This is a genomic window from Pseudomonas sp. Irchel 3F3 (assembly GCF_900187545.1).
GTDB classification, from domain to species: Bacteria; Pseudomonadota; Gammaproteobacteria; order Pseudomonadales; family Pseudomonadaceae; genus Aquipseudomonas; species Aquipseudomonas fortuita.
In genome coordinates this window covers 109,731-122,571 of record NZ_FYDS01000002.1, presented here as the reverse complement: position 1 = coordinate 122,571, position 12,841 = coordinate 109,731, and the positions used below count along the sequence as shown (strand labels likewise).

Annotated in this window: 11 protein-coding genes; 5 read left to right on the top strand and 6 right to left on the bottom strand. The window is 63.6% G+C overall.

The window, feature by feature from the left end:
* Nucleotides 1–215: 215 nt before the first annotated feature.
* Nucleotides 216–2,633 (top strand): glucose/quinate/shikimate family membrane-bound PQQ-dependent dehydrogenase, encoded by a 2,418-nt coding sequence (locus CKW35_RS04015; RefSeq protein WP_016487433.1) that lies wholly within the window; start codon nucleotides 216–218, stop codon nucleotides 2,631–2,633.
* A gap of 108 nt (nucleotides 2,634–2,741) precedes the next feature.
* Nucleotides 2,742–4,010, top strand: a complete 1,269-nt coding sequence (locus CKW35_RS04010; protein WP_060518258.1) for a carbohydrate porin — start codon at nucleotides 2,742–2,744, stop codon at nucleotides 4,008–4,010.
* Nucleotides 4,011–4,085: 75 nt separating this feature from the next.
* Here CKW35_RS04010 and argE read toward each other — a convergent pair whose 3' ends face one another.
* Both argE and CKW35_RS04000 read right to left on the bottom strand, forming a co-directional pair.
* Complete coding sequence (gene argE, locus CKW35_RS04005) at nucleotides 4,086–5,252, bottom strand: acetylornithine deacetylase (RefSeq protein WP_060518260.1); 1,167 nt, start codon at nucleotides 5,250–5,252, stop codon at nucleotides 4,086–4,088.
* Complete coding sequence (locus CKW35_RS04000) at nucleotides 5,245–5,922, bottom strand: DUF1028 domain-containing protein (protein WP_060518262.1); 678 nt, start codon at nucleotides 5,920–5,922, stop codon at nucleotides 5,245–5,247. The genes argE and CKW35_RS04000 overlap by 8 nt, the downstream gene beginning before the upstream one ends.
* Nucleotides 5,923–6,251: 329 nt before the next feature.
* Here CKW35_RS04000 and CKW35_RS03995 point away from each other — a divergent pair, with 329 nt between their 5' ends.
* Both CKW35_RS03995 and CKW35_RS03990 read left to right on the top strand, forming a co-directional pair.
* On the top strand, nucleotides 6,252–7,571 hold the full coding sequence (locus CKW35_RS03995) for an NAD(P)/FAD-dependent oxidoreductase (RefSeq protein ID WP_095115159.1): 1,320 nt from the start codon (nucleotides 6,252–6,254) through the stop codon (nucleotides 7,569–7,571).
* Entirely contained in the window at nucleotides 7,571–7,987 is a 417-nt protein-coding gene (locus CKW35_RS03990) for a RidA family protein (RefSeq protein ID WP_012271993.1), read from the top strand. Before CKW35_RS03995 ends, CKW35_RS03990 begins: the two co-directional genes overlap by 1 nt.
* Here CKW35_RS03990 and CKW35_RS03985 read toward each other — a convergent pair.
* The 4 genes from CKW35_RS03985 to CKW35_RS03970 are packed head-to-tail and all read right to left on the bottom strand — an operon-like array spanning nucleotide 7,978 to nucleotide 11,760.
* A complete protein-coding gene (locus CKW35_RS03985) occupies nucleotides 7,978–8,808 on the bottom strand; it encodes a sugar phosphate isomerase/epimerase (protein ID WP_095115157.1) in 831 nt (276 codons plus the stop codon). The two genes, CKW35_RS03990 and CKW35_RS03985, sit on opposite strands and share 10 nt — an antisense overlap.
* The gene (locus CKW35_RS03980) at nucleotides 8,805–9,545 is read right to left on the bottom strand and encodes an SDR family NAD(P)-dependent oxidoreductase (protein ID WP_016487439.1); all 741 of its coding nucleotides are present in this window, start codon (nucleotides 9,543–9,545) and stop codon (nucleotides 8,805–8,807) included. Before CKW35_RS03980 ends, CKW35_RS03985 begins: the two co-directional genes overlap by 4 nt.
* Entirely contained in the window at nucleotides 9,542–10,891 is a 1,350-nt protein-coding gene (locus tag CKW35_RS03975) for an MFS transporter (RefSeq protein ID WP_016487440.1), read from the bottom strand. The genes CKW35_RS03980 and CKW35_RS03975 overlap by 4 nt, the downstream gene beginning before the upstream one ends.
* A gap of 41 nt (nucleotides 10,892–10,932) precedes the next feature.
* Entirely contained in the window at nucleotides 10,933–11,760 is an 828-nt protein-coding gene (locus tag CKW35_RS03970; RefSeq protein ID WP_095115155.1) for an amidohydrolase, read from the bottom strand.
* A 146-nt stretch (nucleotides 11,761–11,906) separates the two neighbouring features.
* On the opposite strand from CKW35_RS03970, the gene CKW35_RS03965 reads away from it, so the two are divergent.
* Nucleotides 11,907–12,836, top strand: coding sequence for a LysR family transcriptional regulator (locus tag CKW35_RS03965; RefSeq protein ID WP_016487442.1), 930 nt, complete (start codon nucleotides 11,907–11,909; stop codon nucleotides 12,834–12,836).
* The last annotated feature ends 5 nt before the right edge of the window (nucleotides 12,837–12,841 follow it).

The window sequence follows — 12,841 nt, the reverse complement described above, 5'->3', positions numbered from 1 at the left end:
GGCCACTTTTGTACTCGACCAAAGTATGAATGCAGATTGCATAGCCAGCTTTAACCACCTGTTTAATGCTTTTTTCGTCACCTGATCTAAACTTTTAACGACATCATCGCACGTTCAGCCCTGCGACAATCAGCCTCATTAAATTATGTACCAACTTGTTAATTAGCAAGCTAAGGGCTTAGACTGCGCGCATTCCACCTGCTGAGATCCCTGGCATGAACGAAACTCCGCGCGCTTCTGGCGCCACAAACATTATCCTGATCGGCCTGGGCGTGATCATCGCCCTGCTCGGCCTCCTCCTGGCTGCTGGCGGCATCAAGCTGGCCGGCCTGGGCGGTTCGTTGTACTTCCTGATCGGCGGACTGGCCATGGCCATCGCCGGTGTCCTTATCGCCTGCCGCAAGAAGACCGGCGCCTGGCTGTACGCGGCGTTCCTGATCGGTACCGCGATCTGGGCGCTGATCGACACTGGCCTGGTGTTCTGGCCACTGTTCTCGCGCCTGTTCATGTTTGCCGCGATCGGCATGGTGGTAGCACTGGTCTACCCGCTGCTGGCCCGTGCCAACGGCGCCAGTGCCGGCCGTGGTGCCTACGGCATTGCCGGGGTGATGGCCGTGGCACTGGTGATTGCCGCCGGCAACATGTTCGTTGCCCACCCAAGCGTCGCCCCAACCGGCAAAGGGCCGGGCATGACCCCGGTCGAAGCTGGCAAAGAGCAGAAGGACTGGGCCCACTACGGCAACACCGAAGGTGGCAGCCGCTTCGCCGCGCTGGACCAGATCAACCGCGACAACGTGAACAAGCTGAAGGTGGCCTGGACCTACCACACCGGTGACGTAGCCATCAGCGATGGCAACGGTGCCGAAGACCAGCTGACCCCGTTGCAGATCGGCAACAAGGTGTTCATCTGCACCCCGCACAACAACTTGATCGCCCTTGATGCCGACACCGGCAAAGAGCTGTGGAAGAACGAAATCAACGCCCAGTCCAAGGTGTGGCAGCGTTGCCGTGGCATGGCCTACTTCGACGCCACTGCCGCCATCGCCCAGCCGACCCAGCCGAACAGCTCGCCGGTCGCCGGCGGGAGCGTGCCGGCCGGTGCCAACTGCCAGCGTCGCCTGCTGACCAACACCATCGATGGCCGCCTGATTGCCGTCGACGCCGACAACGGCGAGTTCTGCCAGGGCTTCGGCAACAACGGCCAGGTCAATCTGATGACCGGCCTGGGCAATGTGCCGGATTCCTATTACCAACTGTCCTCCGCACCGCTGATGGCCGGTACCACCGTGGTGGTCGGCGGCCGTGTTGCCGACAACGTCCAGACCGACATGCCAGGCGGCGTGATCCGTGGTTTCGACGTGATCACCGGTGAAATGCGCTGGGCCTTCGACCCGGGCAACCCGGAAGACCGCCAGGCACCGCAGGGCGACAGTACCTACGTGCGCAGCACCCCGAACAGCTGGGCACCGATGTCCTACGACCCGGCGATGAACACCGTGTTCCTGCCAATGGGTTCGTCGTCCACCGACATCTACGGTGTAGAGCGCAGCAAGCTGGACCACACCTACGGCGCTTCGGTGCTGGCCCTGGACGCCACCACCGGCAACCAGAAATGGGTGTTCCAGACCGTGCACAACGACCTGTGGGACTTTGACCTGCCGATGCAGCCAAGCCTGATCGACTTCACCAAGGACGACGGCCAGTCGGTACCTGCGGTGGTGATCGGCACCAAGGCCGGGCAGATCTACGTGCTTGATCGCGCCACCGGCAAGCCGCTGACCCAGGTCGACGAAGTACCGGTCAAGCCAAGCAACATCCCGAACGAACCTTACTCCCCAACCCAGCCGAAGTCTGTGGGCATGCCGCAGATCGGCGCGCAAACCCTGACCGAGTCGGACATGTGGGGCGCCACCCCGTATGACCAGCTGCTGTGCCGCATCGACTTCAAGAAAATGCGCTACGACGGCCTGTACACCGCACCGGGCACCGACCTGTCGCTGAGCTTCCCGGGTTCGCTGGGTGGCATGAACTGGGGCAGCATTTCTACCGACCCGGTACACGGCTTCATCTTCGTCAACGACATGCGCCTGGGCCTGTGGATCCAAATGATTCCGTCGCAGAACAAAGGCGGTGCGGCGTCCGGTGGCGAAGCGCTGAACACCGGCATGGGCGCAGTACCGCTCAAGGGCACCCCGTATGCGGTGAACAAGAACCGCTTCCTGTCGGTAGCCGGCATTCCGTGCCAGGCGCCACCGTTCGGCACCCTGACCGCCATCGACATGAAGACCCGCCAGGTGGCCTGGCAAGTACCGGTTGGCACCGTTGAAGACACCGGCCCGCTCGGTATCCGCATGCACCTGCCGATCAAGATCGGCCTGCCAACCCTGGGCGGTACCTTGTCGACCCAAGGCGGCCTGGTGTTCATCGCCGGCACCCAGGACTTCTACCTGCGCGCCTACGACAGCAGCAACGGTAACGAAATCTGGAAGGCTCGCCTGCCAGTGGGCAGCCAGGGCGGCCCGATGACCTACGTTTCGCCGAAAACCGGCAAGCAGTATGTGGTAATCACTGCTGGCGGTGCGCGCCAGTCGACTGACCGCGGCGACTACGTGATTTCTTACGCCTTGCCGTAAACCCGCGTCGCCCCCTTCGCGGTGAACCCGCTCCCACGAGGTCAGCACTGGCCACGCGGGAGCGGGTTCATCTGTGAATGGCCCCTGAATAACAACCGAGACACAGCAATGCCATCCGCAATTCGCATGACCCCTACCCTGCTGCTGGCCTTGGCGAGCACCACTGCCCTGGCCGACGGCGACCTGATGACCCGCAGCACCCTGACCGGTGACTGGGGTGGCCTGCGTCACCAGCTTGAAGACGACGGCGTCAAGTTCACCGGCGACTACAGTGGCGAAACCGCCTACAACGCCCACGGCGGCCTGCACCGCTCGGCGCGCTATTCGCAGAACCTGAAGCTGGGCGTGCAGTTCGACCTGTCGAAACTGTACGGCCTGGACAACGGTGGCAAGGTCCAGCTGACCATCAACGACCGCCGCGGTAACAGTGCCTCGGAAGACCTGGTAGGCAACCGCCTGCCGATCCAGGAAAACTTCGGTGGCCTGTACACCCGCCTGACCGAGCTGAGCTACGAGCGCACCCTGTTCACCCCGGCGCTCAACGTCAAGCTGGGCTACATGGCCATGGGTAACGACCTGGGCGGCCTGGACAGCGGCATCCTGTGCAACTTCATGAACGCCGGCTTCTGCGGCCACCCGCTGAACATGTCCGGCGGCAGTGGCTGGACCAACTACCCCAACGCACACCTGGGCGTGCGGGTGAAATACGACCTGTCGCCGGCCTGGCAACTGCGCGTGGCGGCGTTCAACGTCGACCCTGAGAGCAACGGCAACTCGAGCCGGGCCTGGCATCTGGGCCCCAAGCACACCACCGGCACCGTAGTACCGGTGGAGCTGGTGTACAAGCTGCAGGGTGAACTGCCCGGCGAATACAAGCTGGGCTACTACTACGACAGCTCCGATGTGAAACGCATCGGCAGCGATGACGAAGTAGCCGGCCGTGGCGGCCACTACCTGTTGATCGACCAGGCGGTGTGGAACGACCAACGCTCGCCAGGCCGCAGCCTGCACGCCTTCGGCCAGTACTCGGCATCCAGCAAGGCCGCCTCGCCGTTCACCAAGTGGTATGGCGCCGGCGTGGTGCTGTACAAGCCGTTCGAAGGCCGCCCGAAGGATACCGTGGCGCTGGGTTACGGCCGTGCCGTGCCCAACCCGCGTAGCCGCGATGTGCTGGAAGATGCCGCCTTTGACGCGGGCCAGCAGTTCCCCGACATCGACAGCGCCGAGCAGTTGATCGAACTGAGCTATGGCTACCAGGCAACGCCGTGGCTGAACTTGCGCCCGGATGTGCAGTACATCATCGAGCCGGGGGCGTTCTCGGGGAAGAAGATCGACAACGCGTTGGTGGTTGGCCTGCAGGTCAAGGCCAGCTTCTAACCTGAAGCAGACACCGATCCCTGCAGGAGCGGCCTTGCGTCGCGATGGGCCGCTCCTGCATACGTTCTTACCCTGTCAGACGGCAGCCTGCCGAAGGTAATCCACCAACCTCAGCAGCATGGCATCACACCCGCGCAACTGCTCGACACTGACGAATTCGTCCGGTTTGTGACCTTGGTCCATGCTGCCTGGGCCACACACGACGGTGGGGATACCCGCCTGGTCGAATAACCCGCCCTCGGTGCCAAACGCCACGGTACCGAAATCTTCCGAGCCACTGAGCAACGCCACCAACCGTGCCGCTTCGCTATCAGCCGAGGTCGCCAGCCCGGGATACGCGCTCAACGGTTGCAGGCGAATGTCACTGGCCGCATTGACCTTGCGCATGCGCGGCAGCAGCTCGGCCTCTGCATAGGTCTGCAACTGGTCAGCCACTGCCTGCGCCTCGAACCCCGGTAGCGCGCGCACTTCGAAATCGAACTCACACTCTGCCGGCACGATATTCAGCGCCCTGCCCCCTTTGATCACCCCGGTCTGCACCGTGGAGAACGGTGGGTCGAAGCGCGCGTCGTGATGCGCGGGCAATGCCAGCGCCTCACCGATGTCACCCAACTTGCCGATCAGCTTCGCCGCAAACTCGATGGCATTCACCCCATACGGGGCATACGCCGAGTGGCAGGCCGCACCTTGCACCTGGCAGCGCATCGCCAGTTTGCCTTTGTGCCCCAGCACCGGCTTCAGCTCGGTAGGCTCGCCAATCAGGCACAGGCGTGGCTTGTGCGGGCGCTGCTCAAGCGCGGCCAGCATCGAGCGCACCCCCAGGCAACCCACCTCCTCGTCATAGGAAAATGCCAGGTGTACCGGCAGGTGCAACGGCTGGGCAAGAAACGCGGGCACGGCTGCCAGCACCGAGGCGATGAAGCCTTTCATGTCGGCCGTACCGCGGCCATACAGGCGCCCGCCACGTTCGCTCAGGACAAACGGCTCGACGGTCCAGGCCTGGCCGTCAACCGGCACCACATCGGTGTGCCCTGACAGCACCACGCCGCCAGCATTCAGAGGGCCGATGGTGGCAAACAGGTTGGCTTTGGTGCCCTCGGGGTTATGGAACAGTTCGCTTTCCACCCCCAGCTCGGCCAGGTAATCACGTATAAAGCCGATCAGCTCAAGGTTGGAGTCGCGGCTGACCGTGGCAAAGCCGACCAGCCGGGCCAACAGCGCGCGGCTGGCAAAATCACTCATCGCCAGGCACCCCATAGGAGGGTGCGGCTGTCGGGTTCAACGCACGGGTAACGTAATCCTGCATCTGCGGGCGGTACGCTTGCCACAGGCCATCGAGCACACCGATCGGGTCGGTATCGGCCCAGTCCACGCGCAGGTCCACCAATGGCCAGGTGAGCTCGCCAGCGACCTTCAACGCCGCCGAGTGCACCGGGCCGGCTTCGCCACCAGCGGCCATCGCCGCATGCATGGCAGCCAGCAAGCGGTCGGCCAGGTGCCCGCCGGCCTGCTCGAAGGCCACTACCATCGTTTCAATCACCTGGGTCGAGGACAACAGGTTACCCGCCGCCGCGCATTGCTCACCGGCCACGGCATGGTGCGTGCCCAAAGCCTCACGCCCGGTGAACAGCGCCACCTGACCATGGCTGTCGATCACCGTGACCTGGCGGTATTCGCTCCAGCCATTGGCGCTCAGTACCCGGTCCAGCGCAGCGCCGGGCGGCAACTGACCCTGCTCCAGGGCATCGAGAATCTGCGGGCCCAGCGCCGGCAAGGTGATGTTCTGGGTGGAAACAGCGCCAACACCCGCACGTACCCAGGGGCAACGGGCGCCCACAGCGATGCTCGACGAACTGATGGCGATGCCGACCTGGCCGGTTTCCTGGCAGCGGCCGATGATGGAGAAGGTCATGGTATAGCTCCTGTTGTCCTGTGCGATGCAGGGCATTCTGGGCGCAACCTTCTAGACCACGAAACCAACATTTTCCGAGGGGTTAGGCAGGAAAAAACTGTGCTGTGGCTGAGGTCGCGCGGCGCTCGATTCCTGCACCCCCCATAAACCAGGACATGCACTGGGCCAACACACACTACACGCCACAAAATCCAAGGCCTTCGCCGTTTTATCGGCAAGCACCAGCTAAATACTATTTTCGCCATTCGTGCAGCATCCCTAGTCTGGCTCCAGGCAACGGCGGTCCTCCAAACCGACCTTACAAAAACCGCCTGAACAAGGGCTCGGACATGACACTGAACAACCTCGAAATCGATACGCTCGTCGTCGGCGCCGGTCAGGCCGGCGTGGCCATGAGCGAACACCTGAACAAGCTTGGCGTGCCGCACCTGGTGCTGGAGCGCAACCGCATCGCCGAGGCCTGGCGTACAGGCCGCTGGGACTCGCTGGTGGCCAACGGCCCGGTCTGGCACGACCGCTTCCCGGGCCTGGAATTCAACCTCGACGCCGACGCTTTCGCAGGCAAGGACCAGGTGGCCGACTACTTCGAGCAGTACGTACGCAAGTACAACCTGCCAGTGCGCACCGGCATCGAAGTGAAGCGCGTGGTGCGCAACAGCGACTGCCCAGGCTTCACCATCGAAACCAATGAAGGGGTGATTCGCGCCAACCGTGTGGTCGCCGCCACGGGTCCGTTCCAGAAACCGGTGATCCCGGCCATCGCACCGAAAGACAGCAACCTGCACCAGATCCACTCCGCCGCCTACTTCAACCCCGAGCAGTTGCCTGAGGGCGCTGTGCTGGTGGTCGGTGCCGGCTCCTCCGGCGTGCAGATTGCCGAAGAACTGATGCGCGCAGGCCGCCAGGTGTATTTGTCGGTCGGTGCCCACGACCGCCCGCCACGGGCCTACCGCAACCGCGATTTCTGCTGGTGGCTGGGTGTGCTGGGTGAGTGGGACGCAGAAATCGCCAAGCCCGGTCGCGAGCACGTGACCATCGCCGTCAGCGGCGCCCGCGGCGGCCACACCGTGGACTTCCGCGCCCTCGCCCATCAAGGCATGACCCTGGTCGGCCTTACCCAGTCGTTCGAAAACGGCGTGGCGCGCTTCCAGGACAACCTGGTCGAGAACATCAACCGCGGCGATGAAAACTACCTGGCCCTGCTGGATGCCGCCGATGCCTACATCGAAAGCAACGGCCTGGACCTGCCTGAAGAACCCGAAGCCCGCACACGCCTGGCCGACCCAGCCTGCATGAGCAACCCGCTGCGCGAACTGGACCTGGCCAACGCCGGCGTTACCAGCATCATCTGGGCCACTGGTTACGGCGTGGACTTCAGCTGGCTGCAGGTGGACACCTTCGATGCCAACGGCAAGCCCCAGCATCAGCGCGGCGTGGGCCGCGAACCTGGTGTGTACTTCCTGGGCCTGCCGTGGTTGTCGCGCCGTGGCTCTTCGTTCATCTGGGGCGTGTGGCACGACGCCAAGCACGTCGCCGGCCACATTGCCACGCAACGCACCTACCTGGCCTACCGCGACCGCGAACAGCGCGAGGCGGATGAGCAGCAAGCCAACACGATCAGCAACGTCAGCACCTTCGGAGCCCACTGATGCCTACCCATACTCGCATCCGCATGTTCAACACCAAGGAAACTTACCCCAACCAGACCCTGGACAACGACCTGTGCCAGGCCGTGCGGGCCGGCAATACCATCTACGTGCGCGGTCAGGTCGGTACCGACTTCGAAGGCAAACTGGTGGGCCTGGGTAACCCTCAGGCACAGACCGAGCAAGCCATGAAGAACGTCAAGCAATTGCTTGAAGAAGCAGGCTCCGACCTGTCACACATCGTCAAGACCACCACCTATATCACCGACCCACGTTTCCGCGAGCCGGTGTACAAGGAAGTGGGCAAGTGGCTGAAGGGCGTATTCCCGATCTCCACCGGGCTGGTGGTTGCCGGGTTGGCCCAGGCCGAGTGGCTGATGGAGATCGACGTGATTGCCGTGGTACCGGATCAGGAGTGACCAGCAACCTGCACAGCGGGTGACAGTTGTCGCCTGCCGTGCAGCCAGGCGTGGGTTACCTGTGCTGCCGCTTGCAGCCGATGCTCGGGGGGCAAGCCGGCGCACGGTACCTCCACACTGATGTCCACGTCCCCCGGCAACGCCGCCAGCAACGCTGCCAGCGGCAGTTGCCCTTGGCCCGGCAGCAAACGGCCTTCGCGCGCCTCGGGGATGATCAGCGCTTCTGCGGGCGCCAGCATCGGTGCATCGCACAGTTGCACCGCACGCAGCAAACGCGGGTCGACTGCGGCGATGTCGGCCACCTGGCCACCGGAGCGGAACAGGTGCAACGCATCCACCAGCACGCCACTGTTGGCCTGCCCCGCCCCCGTCACCACCGCACAAGCCTGCTGCACGGTCGCCACCGGGCGCCAGCGCATGAACTCAAGGTCCACACGCAGGCCATGGTCCCGCGCCATTTCACACAGCGCTGCAAAGTTCCCGGTCAGCCGCGCAACATCCTCGTCGTCGCCGGACACTGTCAGGCTCAACGCGCCCAGTTCGGCACCGGCGGCCAACAGCGCCTGGTAATCGGCAACCCGGGTTTGCGCTGTCAACGACACGAACTCGATGTCCCTCACACGTACGCCTTCCCCTGCCAGCACCGCCCGCAGCTCACGCATTGCCTGGCTACCGGCGGCAACCGGGTAGGTCAACGCACCCGCCATTACCGGGTGCAGGCGCAGCCCCACCGCACTGAATCCGGCGTGGCGCGCCTCGCGTACCAGCCGCGCCGGCGCCAGCTCCAGCGCCGTCAGGTGCGCCACGCCCAGGCCAGTCAATAGGTCGCCCTCCCACCACTGAGGTCGAATACAAAACCGGTGGTAAAGCTGCACTCGGGCCCGGCAATCCAGCTGACCATGTTGGCGATCTCCTCGGCCTTGAGGAAGCGCCCCATGGGGATCTTGGCCTTGCTCGCGGCGATGTGTTCCGCCGTCATCTCGGCCATCAGCGGCGTCTCGACCATGGCCGGTGCCACGCAGTTGAGCAGTACACCGTCCTGGGCCAGTTCCTTGGCCGCTGCCTTGGTGAAGGCGATGACACCGGCTTTGGCGGCCGAATAGGCCGAGATGTACTGCACGCCATCCTTGCCGGCCATGGAGGCGATGTTGACGATGCGCCCGTAACCGCGCTCACGCATGTGCGGGATGGCGGTGCGGCAGCAATAGAACACACCGTTCAGGTCGATGGCGATGACCTTGTCCCAGGCCTCTGGCGGGTACTCCCACGACGCCACCACCGGGCCGTTGATGCCGGCATTGTTGACCAGGATCTGCACTTGCCCCAAGCGTGCCAGCGTCTCGGCGAAAGCCGCCTCCACCGAGGCCAGCGACGACACATCGACCGGCTGGCGCAGCACCGGCTCAAAGCCGTTTTCGACGCTGTCCCAGCCATCGACCGCGAGGTCCCATATCACCACCTGCGCGCCGGCGGCATGCAGGCGCTGCGCGATCGCCAGGCCGATGCCACGCATGCCACCGGTCACGATTGCGGTCTGGCCTTGCAGGTACTGGCTCATTGTTTAGCTCCATTTTCTTCAGAAGGAATTTCCGGCAAGCGACGCAGGTCGCTGACCATGAACAGGTAGCACAGCGCCCCCAGCACGGTGATCGACGACACGAACGCCAGGGCCCACACGAACGAGCCGGTCAGCGAAACGATGATGCCGATGGTCAGGGGTGTCACAATGCCCGCCGCGTTGGCAAACAGGTTGAACAGCCCACCACTGAGGCCCAGCAAACCTTTGGGGGCGATATCGGACACGATCATCCAGGCCAGCGCCGACATGCCCTGGGCGAAATAGGCGATGCACAGGATGGTGATGACCAGCGCGTCGGACTCGACGTAGTTGGCCAGCACGATCACCGAGGCGGTAAGCAACCCGGCGATGACTGGCAGCTTGCGCGCTACGTTCAGCGAGTAGCCACGGCGTAGCAAGGCATCCGACAGCCATCCGCCGACCAGTGTGCCCAGCGAAGCGGCAATGAACGGCAGCACCGCCACCCAGCCGACCTTGAGCCAGGGCATGTGCCGCTCGGTCACCAGATAGGTGGGGAACCAGGTCAGGAAGAACACGTTGGTGGAGTTGCAGGCGAACTGCCCCAGGCAGATGCCCAGCATGTTGCGGTGCTTGAGCAGCGCCGGGATCTGCGACCAGCGGAACGAGGTGGCTTTCTGCCCGCCATCGACCACCCCGCCACCGGCGGCGATGTAGTCAAGTTCGGCCTGGTTGGCGGTGGTCGACTCGTGTGGTTCATGGTACTTGCGCCACCACACCAGGCCATAGAGGATGCCCACCAGGCCCACGGCCAGCAGCAGAAAGCGCCAGCCATAGGCGTGCAGCACCCAGAACAGCAGCGGCGTCAGGAACGCCAGCCCGGTGTATTCGGCAAAGGTGTAGATACCCGTCGCCCGGGCCCGCTCACTCTGCGGGAACCAGGTAGCCACCACCCGGCTGTTGGTAGGGAAGCACGGTGCTTCGGTCATGCCCACCAGAAAGCGCATGCCCAGCAACGACATAAAGCCCTGCGCCAGCCCTTGCAGGCCGGTGAACAGCGACCACAGCGTCAGCGCCAGCCAATAGGTGAGCTTGGTGCCCAGCCGGTCGATGAGGATGCCACCCGGGATCTGCGCGGCGGCGTAGGTCCACGAGAAGGCAGAAAAGATCACCCCCATCATTGCCGCGTTCAGGCCCAGGTCGGCACTGATGCTGGGCGCGGCAATGCCCATCACGCTGCGGTCGAGGTAGTTGATCATGGTGCCGCCCGAAATCAGCGCCAGAATCATGAAGCGGGTGCGGGTGCGTTGCTGCGCGCGTGCCGGGGTGTCAAACACCCCAAGGCTGGCGTTCTGTTCAGTGTTCATGACGGTTGCTCTCTTGTTATTGGAATGGCAAAAACCAGGTTCTAGGCGAACCCGAACAAGCGTCGGGGGGTGTCCCACATCACCGTGCGGCGCAGCCGGGCATCCGGCATCAGGCGCTCGGCCAGTTTCAGCAGCGGGCCGTAGTCCACCCGCGAGCGTTGGCGGATGAACGGCCAGTCCGAGCCCCATACGCAGGCATGCGCACCAAAGGCTTCGAGCAGGGCGTGCACGTAGGCGCTGCTTTGCTCCAGCAACGCATCACTTGCAGCGAACTTCTGCATGCCTGACAGCTTGACACTGGCGCGGCCACTGTCAGCCAGTTGCAACAAAGCCTGAAAGCCCGGTTGCTGCACGCCGGCCGCCACGTCCGGCCGACCGCAGTGGTCGATCAGCAAGCGTGCACGTGAGCCCTCGAGCAGGCGGCGCAGTTCAAGCAGCTGGTCATCGCATACCTGCACCTGGGCGAACAGACCGAGCTCGGCAAGCTTGCCGAACAGCCCGTCAACGTCCTTGAGGCTGGCTACCCCGTAAAGCGCGGGGTTGAAGGCGATGCCGACCACGCCCTGCGCCTGCAGCGCAGCCAGGGCATCGAGGTGGATACCCGCCTCGACCACGGCCACGCCTTTGAACCGCCCCTGCCCGGTGGCCAAGGCATGCAACAGGCAGCGGTTGTCGGTGTGGTAGCCACTGTTGGGGCCTACCAGCAAGGCATGTTGCACGCCGTAGGCATCCATCACCTGGGTGAACTGTTCCTGGGTGGCGACTTCCTGCCCGGAGGGCGCATAGGGTGCGTCGGGGTGGTAAGGGAAACGGGCGGGATCAAACAAATGGTTATGGCAATCGATCTTCGGTTCGTCAAAGATGTTCACGCAACACTCCCGGCAAGCGCCACTGCACTGGCCTTCAGATCTTGTAATTGTGCGCCGCAAGGCGATTTGGCTGGGCTCAAGATACTGCGTGGCCGGGTTTGACGCTCATACCCAGATGGCCAATACCATAACCGAAGGTAATACATATGCTGCTTGGCAACGAAGGCGCAGACACGAGCCCCATGGTGTTCAAACTGCGGCACATGGAAGTGTTCCGTGCGGTGATGCTGACCGGCTCGATCAGCGCGGCGGCCAAGCTGCTGTACGTATCGCAGCCCGCTGTCAGCAAGCTGATCCAGTACATAGAGGGGCGTTTGACCTACCGCCTGTTCGAGCGCATCAACAACCGCCTGGTGCCCACGGCCGAGGCGCAGGTGCTGTTCCGCGAAGTCGAGCGGGTGTACCAGGCGGCGCTGGAGGTTAACGAATGCGCCCTGTCACTGGGCGCAGGCGGCCACCGCAAGCTGCGCATCTCGTGCAGCGCTTCGCTGTCCACAGTGGTGATCCCGATTGCCCTGGCCCAACTCAAACGGGAGGCACCTTCGCTGAACATCGAGTGGCAAACCTCGCTGATGGGCGAGATGCCCAACCAGATCCTGTCGAAAAAGGTCGACCTGTCGATTGCCGCCCTGCCCGTGGTACACGATCACCTGCATTCGCAGGCCTTCATGCGCGGGCGTATGGTGGTGGTGATGCCACCCGATCACGCTTTGGCCAGGCATACCTCGCTGACCTTGCAGCAACTGGAAGGCCATGCGCTGCTGCTGTTCAGGCCCGACATGCCCTTTGGCAAACTGCTGGCCGGGCACATCGAGCGGCACGGCGTGCAGTTGCCGTCGCTGTTGTCGTTTACCAATGCCAACGAGGCGGTGGCGCTGGTCAAGCAAGGCATGGGCATCAGCGTGATCGACGAATTCGTGGCGCAGGACAGCGGCCTGGCGGTGGTGCCGCTGGCGGACGAAATTCACTTCGACATCAGCTTTGTCTATTCGCGCTTCGAGCCGCCGTCGCATGCGGCGATGCACCTGATGCGCGTGTTGCAGGGCCAGGCGCAAAAGCTTGGGCGGGCGATGTAGGCTGA